Annotated in this window: 15 protein-coding genes; 1 reads left to right on the forward strand and 14 read right to left on the reverse strand. The window is 44.2% G+C overall.

The annotated features are described in order from the left end of the window. Window positions 1–124: 124 nt before the first annotated feature. From HMPREF0999_RS05125 to HMPREF0999_RS05195, 14 genes are all read right to left on the reverse strand, one after another. Window positions 125–481: a DUF6078 family protein gene (locus tag HMPREF0999_RS05125; RefSeq protein WP_005859585.1), complete on the reverse strand. Its 357-nt coding sequence runs from the start codon at window positions 479–481 to the stop codon at window positions 125–127. A 44-nt stretch (window positions 482–525) separates the two neighbouring features. Next, entirely contained in the window at window positions 526–1,872 is a 1,347-nt protein-coding gene (locus HMPREF0999_RS05130) for a hypothetical protein (RefSeq protein WP_005859583.1), read from the reverse strand. Between the two features lie 52 nt (window positions 1,873–1,924). Further along, window positions 1,925–5,155 carry an efflux RND transporter permease subunit gene (locus HMPREF0999_RS05135; protein WP_009275346.1) on the reverse strand — a complete coding sequence of 1,077 codons (3,231 nt, stop codon included), beginning with the start codon at window positions 5,153–5,155 and terminating at the stop codon, window positions 1,925–1,927. Next, the gene (locus tag HMPREF0999_RS05140; protein ID WP_005867468.1) at window positions 5,145–6,638 is read right to left on the reverse strand and encodes a TolC family protein; all 1,494 of its coding nucleotides are present in this window, start codon (window positions 6,636–6,638) and stop codon (window positions 5,145–5,147) included. The genes HMPREF0999_RS05135 and HMPREF0999_RS05140 overlap by 11 nt, the downstream gene beginning before the upstream one ends. Next, window positions 6,635–9,700 (reverse strand): efflux RND transporter permease subunit, encoded by a 3,066-nt coding sequence (locus HMPREF0999_RS05145; protein WP_009275347.1) that lies wholly within the window; start codon window positions 9,698–9,700, stop codon window positions 6,635–6,637. The genes HMPREF0999_RS05140 and HMPREF0999_RS05145 overlap by 4 nt, the downstream gene beginning before the upstream one ends. Window positions 9,701–9,727: 27 nt before the next feature. Then, complete coding sequence (locus HMPREF0999_RS05150) at window positions 9,728–10,795, reverse strand: efflux RND transporter periplasmic adaptor subunit (RefSeq protein WP_009275348.1); 1,068 nt, start codon at window positions 10,793–10,795, stop codon at window positions 9,728–9,730. A gap of 100 nt (window positions 10,796–10,895) precedes the next feature. Continuing rightward, complete coding sequence (locus tag HMPREF0999_RS05155; RefSeq protein WP_009275349.1) at window positions 10,896–12,704, reverse strand: O-antigen ligase family protein; 1,809 nt, start codon at window positions 12,702–12,704, stop codon at window positions 10,896–10,898. A gap of 2 nt (window positions 12,705–12,706) precedes the next feature. Further along, the gene (locus tag HMPREF0999_RS05160) at window positions 12,707–14,116 is read right to left on the reverse strand and encodes a transglutaminase domain-containing protein (protein WP_009016860.1); all 1,410 of its coding nucleotides are present in this window, start codon (window positions 14,114–14,116) and stop codon (window positions 12,707–12,709) included. A 6-nt stretch (window positions 14,117–14,122) separates the two neighbouring features. Continuing rightward, window positions 14,123–14,983: a signal peptidase I gene (gene lepB, locus HMPREF0999_RS05165; protein WP_008779164.1), complete on the reverse strand. Its 861-nt coding sequence runs from the start codon at window positions 14,981–14,983 to the stop codon at window positions 14,123–14,125. Window positions 14,984–15,078: 95 nt separating this feature from the next. Next, entirely contained in the window at window positions 15,079–16,131 is a 1,053-nt protein-coding gene (locus tag HMPREF0999_RS05170) for a BF3164 family lipoprotein (protein ID WP_005859567.1), read from the reverse strand. 187 nt (window positions 16,132–16,318) lie between these two features. Beyond that, window positions 16,319–16,549, reverse strand: coding sequence for an NVEALA domain-containing protein (locus HMPREF0999_RS05180; protein ID WP_005859565.1), 231 nt, complete (start codon window positions 16,547–16,549; stop codon window positions 16,319–16,321). A 206-nt stretch (window positions 16,550–16,755) separates the two neighbouring features. Continuing rightward, window positions 16,756–17,610 (reverse strand): DUF1573 domain-containing protein, encoded by an 855-nt coding sequence (locus tag HMPREF0999_RS05185; RefSeq protein WP_009275350.1) that lies wholly within the window; start codon window positions 17,608–17,610, stop codon window positions 16,756–16,758. 12 nt (window positions 17,611–17,622) lie between these two features. Then, on the reverse strand, window positions 17,623–18,672 hold the full coding sequence (locus HMPREF0999_RS05190; protein ID WP_009275351.1) for a TolB-like 6-bladed beta-propeller domain-containing protein: 1,050 nt from the start codon (window positions 18,670–18,672) through the stop codon (window positions 17,623–17,625). Between the two features lie 8 nt (window positions 18,673–18,680). Further along, a complete protein-coding gene (locus HMPREF0999_RS05195; protein ID WP_009275352.1) occupies window positions 18,681–18,899 on the reverse strand; it encodes an NVEALA domain-containing protein in 219 nt (72 codons plus the stop codon). A 192-nt stretch (window positions 18,900–19,091) separates the two neighbouring features. Here HMPREF0999_RS05195 and HMPREF0999_RS05200 point away from each other — a divergent pair, with 192 nt between their 5' ends. Further along, window positions 19,092–20,093 carry a transcriptional regulator gene (locus HMPREF0999_RS05200; protein ID WP_226766585.1) on the forward strand — a complete coding sequence of 334 codons (1,002 nt, stop codon included), beginning with the start codon at window positions 19,092–19,094 and terminating at the stop codon, window positions 20,091–20,093. Window positions 20,094–20,299: the final 206 nt, after the last annotated feature.

Genomic DNA, 20,299 nt, shown 5'->3' on the forward strand with positions numbered 1-20,299 from the left:
TGCCATGCTATTGGCACAGTTGTGCCACCTCGATGGCAAAGGCGTGCCACTGCGATGGCACACGCATGCCACGGTGATGGCACATCCGTAACATGGGTAATGGCACAAGCCTCTCTTCCTTGGTTTACCAGTCGTACTCCTCGAAATAAGCGTCGAAGTCTTTTGGTTCCTTCACCCCACAGCGTTTAAGCGCATTCAATACGACCTGTTGCTCGGAGGGTGAGAGCGGCCTTTCTCCCTTGCGGACACGGTAGTAAGTGCGCCGGCTGAAGTGCCTCATGAGTCCCGGGATAACGGAGAGCATCTGTTTGTGTGGCAAGCTCTCCAATAGGCTTACGAATCCCGCGGCATAGCGTACTTTCTTGTTCGGACGGTAATAAGGGCAAGTTCCCTTCAATGAGGCGAGGTGTCTCCTCGTTAAAGGTGATTGTTTGTTTCGGCGTTCTGGAATAGGGGTGTTTACGCATGCGGCCTGCCTCATGAATTTACGAGGTAGGCCGCGTAAAAATAGCTATTATCAAGTACTTATTTAACCGTAACATTCCATCCGGAAAGAATACCTCCGTAGAAGTAAAAGTCTACGCAGAATGTCTTTCCTGTGTTCAGCTCTTTGACCTCGTAGTATTTCGTGGCACCTTTTTCGTTCACCAATTTATAATCGGCGATATTCGGAATAGGCACGTTGGCGAGTTCTTTGATCTTTGCGTTTATCCTATTCAAGATATCCATGCTCTCGAAAGGATTCGTTACTTTGGTGCTCTTGGATAAAGCCGGATTCACCCCATTGTTCTCGGCACGAACCGCACGAACACTATCTGCATAAGCCTTGAACATCGCACGGCTTTCCGGAGTGCGCAAAGCGGATACGGTAAAGATAGAGATTCCTTCCGCCCCATGATTCAGTGCGGCATCCATGGCATTCTCTATATCGTCGGCTACCATCAGTCCGCAGTAAAGCGTGGTTTTCGGGTTCTTATCCCGGACATCCTCTATCATACAGTCTGAGATAAAACTAATATCTTCCGTGTAGAAGTTATGGTATACCATGGGGAAGACAATGTCCAGATTCCATTTCCCCCAGTCTTGACGAACCATTTTGGATGCCATCTTGGGCGTAGGGAAAGGAGAGGCTGCCATTTTCTTGCCGTAAGAGTGAACCACGTCGGCGATCATATTAGCGACCTCGGTAATCTGGTCACAACGGAATTGGAGCCATTTCTCGTCTTGCGAGGGATCTTCTTGTTCTCTTGGATCATATCCGTAAGCGGCCTTGAACTTCTCGATCATGGCCGGGTGATAACCAAAATCCCATTGCGGATATTCTTGGTCTTGCACGATACCGTATTTCGGCCAAAGGGTAGTCGGCAGGATAACATCCACGAAACGGTTGTAATCGATAGCGATACCGTTCAAACCCTCTACCTCGCAGTAAGCCTCTATTTTCTTCTTGATAAACTCCCGTACCTCGGGTAAGGCGGGGCACATAAATTTGTAGTAATCCACGTAAGCGGTCGTATCGGCCAAGCTTTGTCCATTGCGGTTTACGCTGAACCATTCGGGATGTTCTTTTAAGATAGCGTCTCGGTCATGTTCCGGATTCATCGTCCATAACCAAGCGTAGACCTCTATCCCATGTTTCTGGGCGATGGGAATAGCGGCCCGATAATCATCCGGAGTAGGGGCGTTTAGCATGACACCGTCTATCCCCGCCTCATTCATGATCGTACAGATGGAGTCGAAATTCATTCCGGGCTGGTAATCCAACCAAGTCCAGAACATCGGATAAGCATCTTTCGTATCATTTTTCGGGGAACTGCAAGCACCTACGCTGCAAGCTACCAGAAGCAATACTAAATAATTTATGTGTCTCATAAGTTTAATGAATTTGATTAACGATTTATCCGTTAAAGATACGTATTCCTGTTTAATGCCGTTCTTTTTTCAGCGTAAATATCGGTAAATAAAAGAAGATGCCTAGGATAGACATGATAAGGCCGCCTATCGTTCCGGCGGCGAGCGGGAACCAAAAGGCTTCTTTATCGGTGCCTAGCATGAACGGGATAAATCCGAGTATGGTCGATATAACGGTTAGGAAAATCGGTGTGATCTTGGCGTTCCATGCCTTTAGATAAGCACGGATTGGGGAAATAGCGGGTATCCGTTCCCGAATTTGGTTATATTCGTTTAAGATATAGATACTGGCGTTTACCGTGATACCGCATAATAAAACGAAGGAGGCGAATCCACCTTGGTCGAAGTTCAGTTTGAACCAATAGAAGGTCAGGAATACCCCGATATAAGAGATCGGTATGACAAAAATGACCGCCAGCGGTTGTTTCAAGGAATTAAACAAGATACTGGTCGTAAAGAAAATAATAACGATGATCAAGAATAATAACGCATATTGTTTATTATCTTTCTGATCCCATGACCAATAGTTCTTTTCCGCTTTAGCCGTATATCCCATAGGCAGGATCTTGTTAAACTCTCTAAGTTCCCTTTTCTGTATCTTCTCGCCTTGTGAGGAGGCTCCGATATATTCATATTGCAGGCAGAGCCTGTATTGCTGGTTTACTTTCGCTATCTGTTGAGGGGTCTGGCTTTTCTCGACGATAGCGAGTTCGGACAACTTATAGGATTTATCACGGATGGTTTGAGGTACATATTGCATACTCCAGATATCGAACTCCTTTGATTGGCGAGAAGAAAGTTTTAGCTTTTCCGTCTCGTTATCAACGACGATGGTACCTGCGTAGATATCTTTACCGAAAACAGGCCGGATAGATGCGAATAAATCGATAGGCAATATATCCGCTTGCGCCATACGGGATTTATTCAAGTTGAAGTAGAATTCCTGATAATCATCCTTCCACCAAGAAAACTCGGAATTGATCAATACTTCCTTGATACGGCGATACGTAAGCAATTTCTCCCGTAGTTTTTCCGCCCATTCGTATAACTCGTCATAATTATATCCGTACATCTCGATCCGGAAAGAACCTGCGTTCTCACGGACATCATTGCTGAAACCTTGGTCCATAAGTCCCCATACGCCCCAACTTCCACCACCTAATTCCAACGCTTTGCTAATCACCCTGCTTTTCAAGGTGTAGGGGAAACCACTTCGCTCGTTCTCACGGGTGAAATAGACGTTGATACTGGCTTGACGTGCGTTATAGATACTGGTCTGGAATTGCCGTATTTCCTTATAGGTACTCAAGTAAGCCTCCATTCGGTTGATCAAGTGGTTCATTTGATCAAGGGTCGTACCGTTCGGCATGGAAGCGCTGATACTTAATACCGTTTCTTCATTCCGGGTAAAATAACTTCCCTCGTATACCTTTTGGACAAATAGGCGCAAGGTTCCTCCCAAACTCTTATCGACGATAGGTTTTATCGTTTCCTTCCAAATACCTTTCGCCGCGAATTCATTGTAGCGAGCGATCCACAAAGAGTCCCTTGCGGATAGATCCTTCTCTTCCGGCTCGATCTTCTCCGGCAATAAAAATATCGGTAGTCCGAAAGCCAGTACTAGAATAAGGCAAGCCAGCTTTTTCCAATTGCAAAGGAAACGGATCTGCGCCCGGTAATAATGAGAGAAATAGACTGGGAAACGGTGTATGAACGACCGTATCGGACGGACCACCGGATGTTGTCTCCAATGACTCCGGGCTTTTGGGGAAGAAGAAGCGACTTTCTTCCGGTGCAAATTCATCTTGTCGATCAATGCCGGAACCAAGAATAGTGCGATGAACAAAGATACCGCCAGATTGATGATCACGACAGCGGCGAAATCCTGTAAGTTCAACCGTATCTTCTCATCCAAGAAGAAGATGATCACGAGGGCGCCCATAGTCGTCAAAGTGGCCGCCAGAATAGACAAGAACGCTTTCCGGTCATGATGGTGCCGGATATGATCGGTCATCACGATCGTATTATCGATCACCAAGCTGAGAGAGATCGTGATACCCGCCAGCGAGTACAATTGCATCTCCAACCCTAATAAATAATAAAGGATAACGGCTATACACAGGTTGATACTTAAACTGATGATGATCAAGAACAGATAACGTACATTCCGGGTAATCAGCAGAACGAAGAGCAAGAGGATCAAGATGGTCAAGCCTGTACGGACGTAGATTTTATCCAATTCTTCTTGGATAAATTCGGTAGCGTCGTAACTGGTATGGATCTCGTAACCGGGAGGAAGCAAGGTGCGGATATGTTCCATTTCTTCCTTCACTTTCTTGGCTAATTGCAACTGGTTGGCAGTCTCTTCCGCACGGATAGACAGGTAAATAGAGTTTAAACCATTGATCCGGTAGTAACTTTGCGGGGCCTCTTCTTGCCGGGTTACCTTTATCAATTGATCCAGCCGGATTAAGCTACCATCTTTGTTTGCGACGGTGATATGCGATGGTTCGAACCCATTCGTGATCTTTTCCGGCATTAACGCCAGACGAATCCATTCCTTGCTGGTATCTCCTTGTCCCATATTAGCGGTTCCAAGGAACTCTTTTTTGTAATATTGGCTGATCGCCGATTGGATATCCTCTATCGTGATCCCCAGATCCCGTAGCTGGCGGCTATCGTATTCCAAGCGCCATTCCATAGGGGTCGCTCCGCTTACATCGATACGATAAATACCTTGCACGCTGCTAAGCCGGGGCTTTATCTGATCCTCGGCGAATCGCTGGATGAATATCGGGGTAGCGGAAGCGTTCAAGGTATAACTCATGAATGGGCGTGATTCCTTGTCGTCCGGACGGCTCATCTCTAAAATCGGATAACTTAATTCTTCCGGAAGGTCCGGCCACGTCTGCCTTACAATGGTTGATGCCTCGAAACGTGCGGCGTCTATATTCGTATGTTTATCTAGTTCTAAGGTAATCCTTCCCCATCCGTTTCCCGAGGTCGAGGAGATCTCTTTAATTCCTTTGATACGGGCAAGCATCGCCTCCAACCGGGAGGTTACCTCCATCTCGATAACCCTCGCTGAGTTGGAGGGCATATTATAGCTGATACTTAATTTCGGCAGCGTACGGGAGGGAGATAGCTTGATCGGCAATAAAGGCACGAAAGCGATCCCCGCCAATGCGATACAAAGGAAGGTGACGATGATCGTAAAGGATGATATGTTCGGCTTAGAACCCATGCTCGTAATCAAATTCGTTGGCTAATGAGATGCCTGTTTCGAAATCATGTAAGGTGAGCTTACGTATTTTGTAATAGCTCAACCAATAATTTTGCAAGGCCGTGATATAATTACGTTGCGCTTCCTGCTGTCGGTTCAAGGAGAGCGTAAGGCTATTGATATCCGCTTTGCCGATCATGAAACGTTGCTTGGTCTCGTTATAGGCCATGATCGCGATGTCCAAAGCCTCTTCGGCGCTGGCGATCAGGTTTTGCTGTACATTGAAATCGCCGACAGTCATGATTACGTCTTCCTCCAGAGTGACTTCCGTCTGCCGTGCGGATATTTGCGTAACATTTAGATTGCTTTTGGCTATATTGTATTTACCCTTCCGTACTCCCCAGTCTATAAGGGGAATAGAGATAGATATCGATACCAAGTCCTGCTGCAGCGGATTCTTGTAAACTTCCTTAAACTGGGTCGCTACTTGATTGAAACCGATACTGGCATTCAAGGAAGCGTTGAATAAGGTTTCCTTTTTGGTCTTATCCACTTGTTGCTCGGCCTCTAACACCTCTTGCCGCACTTCCAGAAACTTGGGGTTATTCTCCCGGGCTAACGTCAATGCTTGATCCACCGGAATATCCATATCATGGGGGCGTGACGGCAGCCGAAGCCGTATCTCCGTATTCTTATCGAAATTCAAATACGAGGCCAGACTGAACATGGCTCGCTTCAAGGCTATATCGGCGTTTTGTAACGTATTGCGGGCATTGATCGCATCCAGCTTGAGTGTCAGTAAATCCGCTTGACTAATAGCCGCGATCTTATGCCGCTCTTGGCCGGTACGGTATAACGTATCGGTTGTCGCTACATTTTCTTTGGCCATATCATATTCTACTTGAGCCATGGCTAAAGAGAAAAAGTAAGTGGTGGCTTGTTCGCTGACGGTCTCGATATTATAAAGCAACTCTTTCTTTACTTTCTCATATTTTAGAGGCTCTATCTTCTTCTCCCACCGGAAAGGATTGTATCCCAATAAATCTTGGCTGTATCCGATACGGATTGGAACGGAGGTGAACTGATTATAAGTATTCGAGCCGAAATAGCGCATATACCCCAGATCCGTGTCCACGAAGAAACTACCACCCAGCATATCGAAGTTCTGTTTGATCTTTAAGTTTCCTCCCGCATAAAAGGACTGTTGCTTACGGTATTCGTCGATGTCTTTTTCTGAATCGTATCGTTTCGTGATATCCCGGTAATATTCGGCGGGTGTGATATTCAATGTAAGACTAGGCAGTCGCTCCGCTTTGTAATTACGAAACTCCCAGTAGCCGGACAAGAATAGGTTTTTCGTACGAAAAGCCTCCAGCGAGCTATCGGCGGCCAATGAGATCGTCTTCTCAAGGGAAAGGACGAGCGATTGGGCCGATACTCCTTCGGCTAATAGCGAACAGAACGCATATAAAACTAGGAATGTCCTCTTGTATCTTTTTTTCATAATGCATGTCTCCTATAGATAAACCAATAAACCAAAGGGATAATAAATAAACTGACTGCCGTACCGATCAGCATCGCCGAGATCATGGCAATGGAGAGTGGCTTTTGCAACTCACTTCCCATATCGAACGTGAATAGTAGCGGTACCATACCGAATATAGTTGTCAATGAGGTCATGATAATCGGGCGCAGACGGCGACGACCCGCCTCATGGATCGCTTCCATCAAGGGTACACCTTCTTTCCGAAGCTCATTGATCGCGTCCAGTTTCAAGATAGAGTCGTTTATGATGATACCGCAAGTTACCACGATACCGATAGCACTCATCAGGTTTAAGGTATGCCCGCATATCCATAATACCAGTAAGGAGGCGGCTACGTCTATAGGTATTTCCAGCAGGACGATCAAGGGCTGCAAGAAGCTCTCGAATTGCGCCGCTAAGATAAAGTACATCAAGAGAATGGATATGAACAAGATGACGACCAGTTCATTCAGCATTTGTTGGTTCGAGAAGAAGCTTCCCGAGAAATCGATGTCCCAATTCGTCTTATCTTTGGATTCGCTGCGGACGAGCTCCCGAATATTTTCCATTAACTGTTCCGCGTTCTCTACTTGATAGAAGCTAAAAGGAATATATTCCCCGTTCTTTCCAGCGGTGAGTGTCTTCAAATCCTCTCCGGGAGTAATTTTTGTTACTGCGCTAAGAGGGACATGATTCGTCTTTTGATTTTCGTCCGGCTGTGTACGGATTAAGGTATTTTGTAAGGTCTGATCGACCGTTTGCTCGTTTCCGGCTAGCGTGATCGGTAAATACTGTTGATAAGAGCGTAAGGTAGCGATTTCATTTTCCTTGAAGGCCGTCTTAAGTACCCTGTAGACCTCTTCATAGGAGATATTATAAAGTAATAGTTTCTGATGGTCTATGGATATGTTTAATTGATTCTCGAAAGCTACGCCAACGGGAGCGAGACCGGTCTTACTCTCTAGTGTTTTCTCTAGTTTTTGCAAAGTAGGGGCATCCGGAGCTTGTTCTTTGTTACGGGCATAGAACTCGGCTACGATATCGGCCTCACCGGTTACGAACAGTTTCTCAAACACAGTCTCCGGCGGAGAGAACGATAATACGGCTGTCGGGTAATTTCGCTTTACCCAAGCGGAGATTTCTTGTTGTAAAGGGGCGATAGCATCGGTCTCTTCTGTCTTGAAATAAAGCTCTACTTCCGAGATGGATAATTCCCTGTCTCGGTTTAGCAGGAATTGTTGCTGTCCGATATAGGCCGTGTGTTGCGCACCTAACCGATCGGCCTCACCAAATAATTCGGTGACTCTCTTTCTATTCTCATCAATATGGATGTTCTCATTCCATTCAACATGTGCGATTAACTCATTCTGATCGATTTCCGGCATCCGGCTTTTGGGGATCATATAGAATAGGATTGCGCAAAGGGGGATAGTGACAGCTACAAATAGTAGGCTAGTGGTTTTATGCCTGAATATGAAATCAACCCCTCCGTCATAGAATCGGTCTAGCGTATGCTCCTTGATCAAATTGTTTATTTTCAGATTGAAAAAGGAATGCTTGATCTCCGGTATGCTGTAAACTAATTTGTAAAGTACAGGCAGTAACATGATTCCGGTGAAATAAGAGACCATTAAACCAACCGTAACAGCAAACGCCTGATCGAAGAAAATCGCTCCCGCTATACCACTTATAAATACCAGCGGAACGAATACGGCGATCGTGGTAAATGTGGAACTAAGCATGGGGGTGATTACTTCTGTGGTCCCTTTTATACACGCTTCTTCCAGATTATCTCCTTTTGCCCGGTATTGCGCTATATTCTCCGTCACGATGATGGAGCTGTCTATCATCATACCCAATGCCAGAATTAATCCAGATAGGGAGATGATATTTAAGGACATATTGAAAAGGTAGAAGAACAAGAAACTAATGATGATACTGACTACCATACTTAGTCCGATTACCGCCGGGCTTTTTACGTCCCCGAGGAAAAGGATCGCCACGATGCAGATAAATAAGAAACCTAACGATAGGTTCTGCTTGAGGTTGGAGATCGTATAATCCAATAACTCGGTCTGGTTTCTTGTGATCGTAAATTCAATATCCGGGTAAATAGACTTGAAATAATCGGTAACCTCGGCAAGCGCCTCTTTCATATTATCCATATTCTCGTCCGCTTGCTTGATAACGGCTAATGTAACGGCCCTTTTCCCGTTGGCTAGCGATAAGCCGGTTTCTTTTTCCGGTACGACAGCTACTTTTGCCAGATCTTTTATCTGGAAGATCCGGTCATTCTTACGGATATAGATATTTTGTACGTCTTCCGGTGTACGTAATAAGGTAGAAAATTTGATATTGTACTCATAATAACCATCCCGTACGGTCATGCTTCCCGGCTCTATATTGTTGGCAGACAAGGCTGATTCCAAATCATTTAACGTAATATCAGCCATATCCAAGAGCTTCATATCCGGTACGATCTGTAATTGCCGTCCTAATATGCCCGTGATATCCACCATTGCGACTTCCGGCAACTGTTCGATCCTTCGTTTGATTACTGTTTCCGCAAATTGGCAAAGATCGAGGAAAGCGGCATCATTTTCAATTGTCTTGAGTGTGAGGTTGAGGCAAAACACCGGAATGTCCGTAGCGCTCGCCTTGACCACCCGTGGACGTTCTACCTCACGGGGCAGGTAATTCATGGCGGCGTCTATTTTCTCATTGACCTCTATAAAGGCAAGATCCGTATTCGTGCCAAAGTCGAAGCTAAGGCGGATAATACCCGCTCCATCGCGAGTCTCGCTATGGATATCCCGTAATCCTGCCACTTGCATCAATTGCAAACGGACCGGCTTTACGACAGTATTTTCCAATTCCCGTGCGGATGTATTTTGCCCGGATATCTGAACGGTAATCTCAGGTATGGCGATATCAGGCAATAAGGAGACCGGTATGGTGAAATAAGTCACCAACCCCACGATAAAGCAGGCCGTAAAAGCCATCAATACCGCTATCGGACGTTGTAGCAGGAAGCGAATCATACGCGACTAATTTTCAATTCTCAATTCTCAATTTTCAATTACCTTGACCGGTGACTCATGCGCCAGATTAATATTGCCGCTTGTAATCACGACATCCCCTTCTTTCAATCCTTCCAAAAGGGTATAACTATCCGCGTTTTCCAGTCCGGTGCGCACGTAGTTCCAATAAGCGTGCCCATCAACTAAAGTAAATACGACCTGTTTCCCGGAACGTAATACCACGGCCGTTTTCGGTACGACCAATTGTTTCCCGAGCGAGCGTTGTACGCTAACCCGTACATTCATGCCTTCGAATAATTTACCTTTGTCGTTTACCGCCGCTTTCACTTGTACCATCCCGTTCTCATCCACTAGCGGGTTGATCTCGGATATACGTCCTTCAGTCTTTAAGCTGGTGGTGGCGAAAGGGGTAACTTCCACTTTATCTCCGTTTTGGATAAGCGGCAACTCACTTTCCAATACGGTGAAAGAGGCTTCCAGACTATGAGGATCGATAACGGTACAGAATGCGTCCGTCGTAGACGCCACGTTCTCTTGTTTAGCGAAAAGGTTTGCGATAATACCGTCGAAAGGCGCGATTAGCGTCGCGTTCTGTTCCTCATATTGGGCAAGTTGATATTGGGCGAGCGCCAGATCATATCCACTTTTTACCCGTGCTAGGTTGAGCGTCGCAGGCGGGACTTTCGCTGAGTCTTCCAGCATATATCCTTGACCGATCAATACGTCTTTTAATTCAAGCCTCGCTTTCTCTAGGGCATCCTTGGCTTGCGCTGTTTTGTTCGTGAGCCGGAAAGTAGCGAGTTCCGCTATTTTCTCTCCTTTGTTTACCCGGTCTCCGTTCTTCACGTAGATACGGGCGATCGGTTCCGCCGATTCAAATCGTAAGTCCACCAGCTTGCGAGCGGACAGTTTACCATTGCTTATCAACTCATGATTAAATTCCGTTTGCTTCAATGTCATGATCGTGACTTCGTTCGCCTCATCCGGCAATACGGTCTCTACGGAATCCTGTGTGGCATCTGTATCTTTCTTTTCTCCTCCGCATGCGCTTAAACATAATAAAAGCGTAAAGGTCAACAATTTATAGTATTTCATACTCGTATGATTGATCGGTTTGTACAATTTATCATTCGCAAATATAAGTATTTATTGTTACGATGTAGTCGTAATTGCTATAAAAATAAGGATATTGTATTCATATTGATGTGTTGTTTAACATACTTCGTGCTTTCTCTTTCATTTCTTTAATAGCGGAACTTTCCACTTTGGGTTTCTTAGTTAATACGGAATCAATCGCCTTTTTCAATTTTGCAGGTTGAAAATAAGATGGTTCCGTATAAAGATTCATTAACAGATAATACGGATAGATACGTTCCGGTAAAATATCAATGGCATGTAACAGGTGCTTTTCCGCTTGTCGGTATTCACCTAAACACTGCTCATTTTTAGCCATTACGTAATAAAGCATGGGATCGGAGCTTAATAAGACAGCTCTTTCCAGATATCCATTCGCTTTCTCGTATCGTCCGGTCTTGCTTAGGCATTGAGCGACCTCGAAAAGGAATTCCGGTTTATGCTTCAATAATGGATACAAAGGTTCATATACCTCCAAGGCCGCTTCGTAAGCTTTATTATTGTAAAACATTTGCGCCTTATTCCATTGTTGATAAGCCTTATAATGATCTTTTTGCATCCAGAACAAACCAATTCCAAGAATAGCGATTCCCATAAAAAATATCTGTTTGCCCCATCTATGGCCATTTGATTCGGCTTGGTTCTCACGGATCTCATCCTTGTCCGGTGTTACGCTCATCACCCCTAGGAATATCAATACTACCCAAAACTCCGGCAATTGCAATGGATAAGAAGAGAAGGCGAATATAGCCATAGACATCAATCCCCCGCAACAAGCATACCTTTTGTTCTTTATTCCTTTATAAAATAGAAGCCCCAGCCAGCCTATAAATAGGGCTAATCCTACTAACCCCTGTTCTAATCCAATCTGCAAGTATTCATTAAATGCGTACTCCGGGCATCCGGCAACCAACTTTTCCTGTTCAGTCGCTTTTCCCGAAGCCATGTATTCCGCTTGTGTTTCAGCGTAAGCGGCAGGGAACCCACCTAGGCTGGTACCTGTAATCGGTTGTTTTTGTATCGCTTTCGTCGTGATCTTCCACATCAGAAACCTTCCGTCTGCCGAATCTTTCTTTAATGTATAGAGTGATGCGCTCCCGCCAAGAAGCAATATGCCGCCTAGGATACCGCCTATGATATACCACCTTTTGTGTTGTCTCAGTCTGGTCGCTGCCTGTTTCCTGTCAAGGCGGTACAGGGCATATACCCAGGCGCAAGAAACGACCACCGCTATCCATGCCGATCGGCTCATTCCCGCAGGAAGTACAACGATCGCTGTGCCTATACATCCCATGGACAGGTAATAGGGCATATTTCGTTTGGACTGTTCCAGCAAGATGCCAAGAGCCACCGGTAATGTGATCGCCAAATATCCGGAATAAGGCCCCGGATTGAAAAAAGAGCCGGTCAGCCGAAACAGGGAATGGTTCGAATAGGCCCATCCCTGTAATTGACGGAAGCCCCAGATGGCTTCTATAAGGCCTGTCGCGATAAAGAACATTGAAAAATATCCTATGAGCACCGGATATTCATGGAACACCTGCCGAAGCAGATACCACAAGACAACCATTTGTCCGATAAACAGGAGCTTTTCCGGCTCCGGGTGTATGGAGTAGGGATAAGAGAGGAGGATAAGCCCCAAGAGGGAAAGGGGGAGGATATCCACGTAAGTCCATGGGCACAGCCCCTTGCTTGGATTCAACCACAAACCTTGTAGGGACACGGCGGATAAGAACAGGGCGATTAGTTGAATCCAAAAGGTTTTCTCTGTCACCAAGTGTGTGGATAGCATTCCCAATCCTGCGAAAGGGGCGCTTAGCAAAAGTGTCCCGAGTAGGGTATATACGCCGAGTTTCAACAGCTCTTTCATGGTTAATATCTTTTTACCGTATCGTTTTCCACCAAAAAGATACGATCTTCCGCAGCCTTTTCCGGTCGCGAGATCATCGCTTTCAACAGGCTCCCTTTAGGTATCTTGCGAATGAGGATGCCACCGGGTATCGTGTCTGTCGGGAAATATCCGTTTTTAAAACACTGCTGTTCCTGTTCCCAATAAGCGAGTGTATACGGCACTTGCTGTTGATACGGGTTGTCCGAGGCGATAAAGATGGAATCGGTTCGGGCCGGATCGGGCTTAATTTTCGTGATGATCCCCGTATTGCTCACATGGAAAGGGGATGTGATGAAGCGTAGTGAGCCATAAGCCTCTTTGTCATATTCGGCGATGATAAACACATCATCGCCTACGATCTTCGGGAAGGTACAGCGGTTGCCGATCCGTTCGCTCATGGCGAAAGGCCTCCAGTTACCATGATTATAGGTACAGAGGTAAATAGGTGCTCTTTTTGATCTCACCGGGAGGTCGCAAGTCGTATGGATATCTGCGACAGGTGGTAGGTATTGCTCCGTGACAGCGGTCAATAACGGATTTTTTAAGAACGTACGGTATTCATCGGTCGACTCGGTCGTTACCGGATGTAAGGGGGCGAATCCGTATCTGTAAACCTTGGCCGGGGTCAAGAACGGCTTGGTTAGGTTGTAGATCAAGGAATCCGGGCCTTCGTACTCCGGAGCGAAAGGTAGGAATCGCCCATCCTCGTTTAAGAATGCGCACCAATAATGTTCCCCGTTCCTACGAGTCCAGATCGTATGTTCTGCTACAGTGGGAATACCGGCCGCACGCATCAGCTGGATACCATACAAGACTACCCCATCACAACGTCCAACCCCTGTCCGGTGGATCTCCTCTGCGGTTGGATAGTGGATGGGTATCTCCGTTTGATAGGTGACTCGGGTTCGTAGTATCTTTTGTAACCTCACGGCCGCATCGTACGTGTTATCAATATGCGAACTATCCAGCAAAGGGAGGTACGTCCGCATCAGCTCCTCACGTAAACCGGAGAGCGGTTCGTATAACCCCCGGTAGGGAAGTATATACCTGCAAAAATTCTCGAAACTTACCGATTTATTCCAGGGCTTGGGCCACGCCTGAAACGCCAGCTCGATATTACGGATTAGATAGTCCGAGGATAGGGTGGTGATGTCTGATACCCTCTCTCGCTTCTCATATCCGAAATGATAGACCATATTGCGTATCAAAAAGCGGGCGGCCTCTCTTTTTAACGAATCCCCTTCATAGTATTTGATGACATATTCCAACTCTTTCCTGTTATCGCCGGCTTGCGACAACGCATATTCCAACATACTTTCTTCTTGGCTTTTTGAGAAACCGCAAGAGTGCAGACAGATCCAAGCGCATACATATAAAATAAGCTTATTCATAATTCTTCAATTGTTTCGAATATTTTTCCAAAAACGTCCCTTTCTGTATTCCCCCGTGTAAGGGTCAACGGATTTCCACACTTTCCAAGCTACCCCTACGATAAATTCCTCCGGTATAAGTCCGAGATAACGGGAATCTCTAGAGTTTTCTGTCTTATCTCCGGCCACGAAGTAATAGTTGCTTTGGAACTGGTATTGTCTTACCTGTTTGTCTCCTATATAAACTTTACTATCTTTCCACGATAGGGAATCTTTTGATTCCCACTCGATCATTTGTTTGTATAGCTTATAATTTGTTTGATTCACGGTAATTCTATCCCCTTTTCGGGGGATATACAAAGGACCGAAATCATGAACATTCCAATTGAATGTAGAATCAAAAGGGAAACAACGGTAGACACCGTCCGGCATCCGATCCGCTTTTTGTCTGGATAAGTTCGCTTGACTTTCCACATTCCCCAAAGGCTCTTTTGTATGGTTGTTTCGGTAGAATCCCTGTTCGATCCGGATGGAGTCTCCCGGTAACCCGAGGCAGCGTTTGATATAATATTGCATGATGTGCATTTCGATCCGCTCCCATGAATAGGGATGCGGGTAGTTGAATACGAGAATATCATTCCGTTTGATTTGCCCGACTCCGGGTACTCTGTATATATCTACCCGCTTCCCTTTCATAGATGCGAAAATATTGAATAACCTAGGTCCGGCTATCCATTTGTTTACTAATACTTGATCTCCGGTTTGGAGTTGAGGCTCCATGGAATCGGAAGGGATTTTGAACGTGCTGAAACAGAAGATGAGGAGGAATGCGTATATGCAACCAATACCAAATACCCCATAAAATATAAGTGTCAGATATCGTAACATCTGATTTATATTTGTTTTGTATATACGTTTTTCTATTCCCATTCTTTTATGTTTATGCCTCATTTCCTAAATCCAAATTCTTTGGATATCAGTCATCAATAGTCGAACACTACGATATGATATTCCGGATCATCACTGATACCATAGATCTTCCGTTTTTGATTGTCTACAGCGATGGAGGAGACTCCTTGGTCTAATGTGTAATGGCATTCAAGGCTACCGTCCCATCCGATTACAAATAATTCTTTGCATAATATATTGTAATTAGGCTCTGTCACCATTTTTCCATTATAAAGAACAAATAAACTATTCCCCACGTTTACAGGACTATAAAAAGCGTCTCTATAAGTTTGCGGGCTCGCTTTACTTCCGATAATGTCTCCATCCCTAAATTCTTTGAAAACAGATGCGAAATGATCCGGTCCCCGTAATTGTTTTTCCAAGGTCCCGTTCACGTTATAGATGCAAATTAAATCAGTGAAGTAGTGAGTGATTGCAACCTTCTCTTTTCGGTTGGTGGTTAGGTCTGCCCGAAACGCATTGATTAATTCGGCAGGAGTATACTCCTGCTCAGTTTTAGGATAAGTACCGAAATCCATCGTTTTCTTACCTGTTTGATCAAAAAGGAATCCAGGACTCGTCTCTTGATAGGATACGCCTAAGAACCCGTTGCCCAAGCTTCGAATATTGCTCCATAGCGGTTTTGTATCTAGGGAGATACGGCTGGCGTATTCCGGTTCTTTTCCACTGGTAAATTCCGGGATAGAGTAAGTGAAAATCGTAGAGGTCATCATATCAAAAATGACTACGGAATCGTTCCGATTGACGAAACATGGTGTCATCATCTCTTTAGGCCCTTGTCCTACAGGAATACATTCTCCTTCCTTATGTGCCGTATTGAGGTTGAAGATGTGGAATTGTTTTTCCGCCCCTTGATTGCAAGTAACTAGGAAGGAGTCGAATAATTGGATTTGTGAAGGTCGTAAAATAAGACTGTCAAATTCAATAGTTTTTCCGGATAGTGATTTTCGGACTTTGAAATCACTTCTCTGGAAGGTTATGTTTTTGTCATCTTGTTTTTGATCATCGGTACAAGCGATGAATACTAATAGGATGAGTGAAAGATGTAAGATAATGTATTTCTTCATGATACTGATTTTTTAAGGAGGGCATGCCAAATTAAGGGATTGAACACATTTTCTTCTTGCTCAAGATACCTAGAGTCTATGAAATACAAATTAAAAATCAATGAGAAAACATCTGCATTCCATTGATTTACCGACTGTATTCCATTGTGATTTTTTTCGTTTTGGCACACCCTCCTTTGATTAAATTTTAGTTCCAACGTCCCGGTATGTAAGTGGATGTCCCATCGGAATATTTGATAATACATCCTCCCCCAGAGTAACTGCAATATCCGCTTCCACCTTCCCCACTAGCCAATGCCTCCACATTGTCAAGCGCTAAATCAGAGAGTTTAATCTCGTTTTCACTCTGGTTGATGTTCCATGCCGCAGCTACTGCTACGACTGCCATTACGGCTATTCCTAAAATCTTTTTTCTCATGATATTTCTTTTTTATAGTTTATGTTTTTGAGAATTTAATCTCTTGCTTACTATTCTTCTGCAAGATAAGGATATTCTCGAATTCCTCTTTCAATTTAATTTACTACTTTTGTGTCACCTCCTTTCTGCTTCATGAGTAAAAGTGGGGTGGGAGGCTTGCTTGTGATCGTTCCAATATATCCGGCAAGCTCTCCCTTCTCTTTTATTTATTGAGCCATCCCCCGAATGTTTAATTTTATCAGTTGATTCGTATTGCATTTCACGGTAATCGTCTCGTCAAAGACTCCTTTGTCTTTCGGTGTCATGATGGCTCTTACTTGAAGGGTCTCACCCGACTTGGCGGGATGTTTGTCGAAAGATGGGCGGGCACAGCCGCAGGTTGTAGCCGCGTCTAGTATGACTAACGGGTTATTTCCTGTGTTTGTTAATCGGAAAACAGCTTCTTTGCTTTCTCCCATTTGGATAGTTCCTAGCTGTATGGATGCCTCTTCCACTTTCACGGTGGTCTGTATTTGTGAAGCGGGTTGTTTTCCGGTGATCTCTTTTAGGTATAGCACCCGGATATTCGGGTTGTGGATAGGATTTCCTATCACTACGACCTTATTGTACTTATCCAATAGGAAGGTTTGAAATCTCCCATCGGCCGGGAAATGATTTAGTTCGTTCAGCTTGTCGGATTGATCCAGACAGATAGGTTTGTCGAAATTGTCTTTTTTCAATAGATACCGTATTTCTTTCTTATCATCGGACTGGAAGAAAAACAGGAATGGAACCGTTCCTTGGGTAATGGAGTCGGTGTATTGAATCAGTTCTTTCCATCGGTGCAGTTGGAGTTTGCAACTGGTACATCCTATGGAATTCACGAAAACCAGCACCTTGTGGGGGGATTTTGGCAGGGTGAAGTCTACCGTATCGGTTGCAAACCGTGTAAAGACCATGTCTTTCGGAAATCGTATCTCTTTTCCTTGCCATTCGGATACTAAATGCTTGATCTCGTCTTTTTTCTTGTCTTGGCAAGCTAGAAGGAATAATAATAGTATGATTAGATTTAAGTATTTCATGATATTTTGTCGTTATATTTTAAATGAAAGAATCGGATCGTTGCTGTTTACATCCGTGGCGAGGATCGTTCCCGTATCCTCATCTACGTTGATACCGTAAATGGCATGGTCGAGCACATATTTCCGGACGGGGTTTCCTTTGAGGTCGAATACATAGATATATCGTCCTCCATCCTCAATCTCTTCCCCTCGTAGGTATGCTTGTTCGATATCTTTGAAGCTACGCCCATGGAATACGGCATAAATGAAATGGTCTGTGATATGGACATCACTAAATCCCATGATGCCGGTTGGAATTCCCTCCGATCGTGAGATTGCGAATTGAGGTTCTCCATTAGGCCCATACCGTACGGTTTGTGTAGTATCTGTGAAGTTGTATATTTCTAATGCCTCTCCTAGTTGGGTTGCCATGACCAAGATGCCTTTTTGGGGATTATAGTCGAAGAAGCTTCGCCACGCTTGCGCCAATGCAGGGCGTGCGATGTCTTCATAATTATTTTCAGTCGGGATCTGATTAGCGGAGTGAATCCATTTCCCTTCTCGGTCTGTCCACTTTTGTCTATATTCACCGAGGTAGTCAGATACCAAAAAGCCCGATTCCATCGGGTAAAAGTCCAATGCCCTAACCAGCCGCTTGTCCATATCGATCGTTTCTACGGGGATGATGTTGTTCATATTTTGTTCAATCTTCCACCGGGTTGTTCGCATTTTGTTCGCATCGAGCGTCCAGATAGAATCCTTGGAGATAAACCGGAAGCAATCTGCCGATACCATTTCTTCGGGTCCCTCGCCTCGTTTGCCAAACGATGTCATATATTCCCATTCGGGGTAAGAGAAGGCATGGAAGAAATAATCTACGTTGTGCAAGTCCATGATAATAGCGATACCATCCTTGACCGCTACCCGGAAAGGATAGCGGAACAAGGCGGTATTTAGGTGGATAACCTGCGCATTTAATGCCTTTTCATCGGGAAAATCCTCGTAGCGGGGGAAGTGCCGTGAGGATTCCGAACAGGATACCAGACTACCTATTAATAGAACTATGTACACGTAGTAGTTCATGTGTTGTTTTAACGGTTGTATATATATTTGTAATATCCTCCATTACATGATAGAGAGCCAGCCATATAACAATCTTTGGATCCACTTTCACCGGAAGCTAGCGCTTCAATATTAGAGAAAGTAAGATCTGAGAAATTTTGTTTTCCTTCTTTCAAAAGAAAATACGAAGCACACAAGGCGCAAATGAAAATGATAGCGAAAGCTTTCTTGAAAGTAATTTGTTTCATGTCGTTTCTAATTTTTGTTACAAACGTACGGCTTGGTCTTTGGATAGCCAATCTTTTTAGGTGACTTTTAGCTGACAGTTGAAAAATAAGCCTTTTGTCTACCTATAGTCATCTTTCATCTTGCGAGTTGAATGAATTTATTCGTAGAAAGGGATGGAAAACGTATCTTTGCAGTTTCAACGAGGAATAATTATGGAGAAGCAAAATTGGAAATTTTATTGGAAGTGGAGTGTATTTGTTCTGATGACGATGATTTGCTTGTTGTCTTTTTATAAATCATACCAAAATGTAAAGTATGAATTACAAGAAGAGTCTCAAACGTTATTTCAGCGGGCAGTTCAAGATGATACAAATAGGCGGATAAAAGATTTAGGGGATGCTTTTTGTTTTTCCTATTCAGGCGCTAATCGATTGGAACGAGATAGCATTACAATCAAGACTGCCGATGCGATTATACATATGAGGAATAATAAGGAGGTGGCACGGAGGATGTCTTCACAGGAGAAGTCTGATTTTTGTCTCCAACATTGTTTGTCTATGGAGAATCCGATTCAAGTAACCTTGCTGGATAGCGCTTTTCGTGCATCTTTGTATGAACATGCGATTTCGGCTCAGACCGTAACTTGTTATACCTTTATAGACAAGACGGAATGTAGCTCTTCAGATACTTCTTTTTATCAATCTTTCATACCATTAAAAGATATTGTTTTTGGAGCGAATCGGACGATCGTTTTACAAGCGTTTGTTCAATTTCCTTTCCTTTATATAGTAGGTGAAGTGTTTTTGCGAAATATATTTTGGATTCTGGCAATGGTTATTCTCTGGGTTATTGCGATTGTCTTGACATGGAAAAGACCAAGGATAAATATCTTACCGCTACAAGAAGCACCTAAAGAGATGATACAAATAACAGAAGATATCTTGTTCGATGAAACACATGGCGTATTGCATTATCATAGGCATCGTATCGAATTGGCAAATCAACGGCTGAAACTGTTTTGTATTTTATTAGAACATAAAGGATATTTCATTGAGTCTAATCGGCTGAAAGAAGAAATCTGGCCGGATGGAAGTGTGTCCAAAGACGCTCTTACCGCTACGGCTAAAAGGCTTAAAGAGGATTTGTCTCCTATTCCGGATCTGGTGATTGAGAGTGCTCGGGGGCATGGCTATGTGCTGAAGTGTGGTGGGTAGGTTTTACAAGGTGGGTTAGTGTATTTTTTTGAATGTTTATATTCTTCTCGACTTCGTCTTCTAAAAAACACGTACGTGAATTTTTAGAAACACGTACGACTTTTAGTAAAAACACGTACGAGTTTTTCGGAAAATATAATGATGTTTTTTGCACGCTGATTATCAGTTATTTATAGATAAAATTAAAATTGCCTACTTGTTGTAAT

Origin of the sequence: Parabacteroides sp. D25, from assembly GCF_000307475.1 — a bacterium.
Lineage (GTDB): Bacteria > Bacteroidota > Bacteroidia > Bacteroidales > Tannerellaceae > Parabacteroides > Parabacteroides distasonis.

Excerpts from the sequence above, each read along its gene's own strand:
- HMPREF0999_RS05170 (WP_005859567.1), bottom strand. The coding sequence starts at position 16,131 with ATGAAGAAATACATTATCTTACATCTTTCACTCATCCTATTAGTATTC.
- HMPREF0999_RS05150 (WP_009275348.1), bottom strand. The coding sequence starts at position 10,795 with ATGAAATACTATAAATTGTTGACCTTTACGCTTTTATTATGTTTAAGC.
- HMPREF0999_RS05185 (WP_009275350.1), bottom strand. The coding sequence starts at position 17,610 with ATGAAATACTTAAATCTAATCATACTATTATTATTCCTTCTAGCTTGC.
- HMPREF0999_RS05190 (WP_009275351.1), bottom strand. The coding sequence starts at position 18,672 with ATGAACTACTACGTGTACATAGTTCTATTAATAGGTAGTCTGGTATCC.
- HMPREF0999_RS05180 (WP_005859565.1), bottom strand. The coding sequence starts at position 16,549 with ATGAGAAAAAAGATTTTAGGAATAGCCGTAATGGCAGTCGTAGCAGTA.
- HMPREF0999_RS05135 (WP_009275346.1), bottom strand. The coding sequence starts at position 5,155 with ATGGGTTCTAAGCCGAACATATCATCCTTTACGATCATCGTCACCTTC.
- HMPREF0999_RS05125 (WP_005859585.1), bottom strand. The coding sequence starts at position 481 with ATGAGGCAGGCCGCATGCGTAAACACCCCTATTCCAGAACGCCGAAAC.
- lepB (WP_008779164.1), bottom strand. The coding sequence starts at position 14,983 with ATGTTACGATATCTGACACTTATATTTTATGGGGTATTTGGTATTGGT.
- HMPREF0999_RS05200 (WP_226766585.1), top strand. The coding sequence starts at position 19,092 with ATGGAGAAGCAAAATTGGAAATTTTATTGGAAGTGGAGTGTATTTGTT.
- HMPREF0999_RS05195 (WP_009275352.1), bottom strand. The coding sequence starts at position 18,899 with ATGAAACAAATTACTTTCAAGAAAGCTTTCGCTATCATTTTCATTTGC.
- HMPREF0999_RS05130 (WP_005859583.1), bottom strand. The coding sequence starts at position 1,872 with ATGAGACACATAAATTATTTAGTATTGCTTCTGGTAGCTTGCAGCGTA.
- HMPREF0999_RS05145 (WP_009275347.1), bottom strand. The coding sequence starts at position 9,700 with ATGATTCGCTTCCTGCTACAACGTCCGATAGCGGTATTGATGGCTTTT.
- HMPREF0999_RS05140 (WP_005867468.1), bottom strand. The coding sequence starts at position 6,638 with ATGAAAAAAAGATACAAGAGGACATTCCTAGTTTTATATGCGTTCTGT.
- HMPREF0999_RS05160 (WP_009016860.1), bottom strand. The coding sequence starts at position 14,116 with ATGAATAAGCTTATTTTATATGTATGCGCTTGGATCTGTCTGCACTCT.
- HMPREF0999_RS05155 (WP_009275349.1), bottom strand. The coding sequence starts at position 12,704 with ATGAAAGAGCTGTTGAAACTCGGCGTATATACCCTACTCGGGACACTT.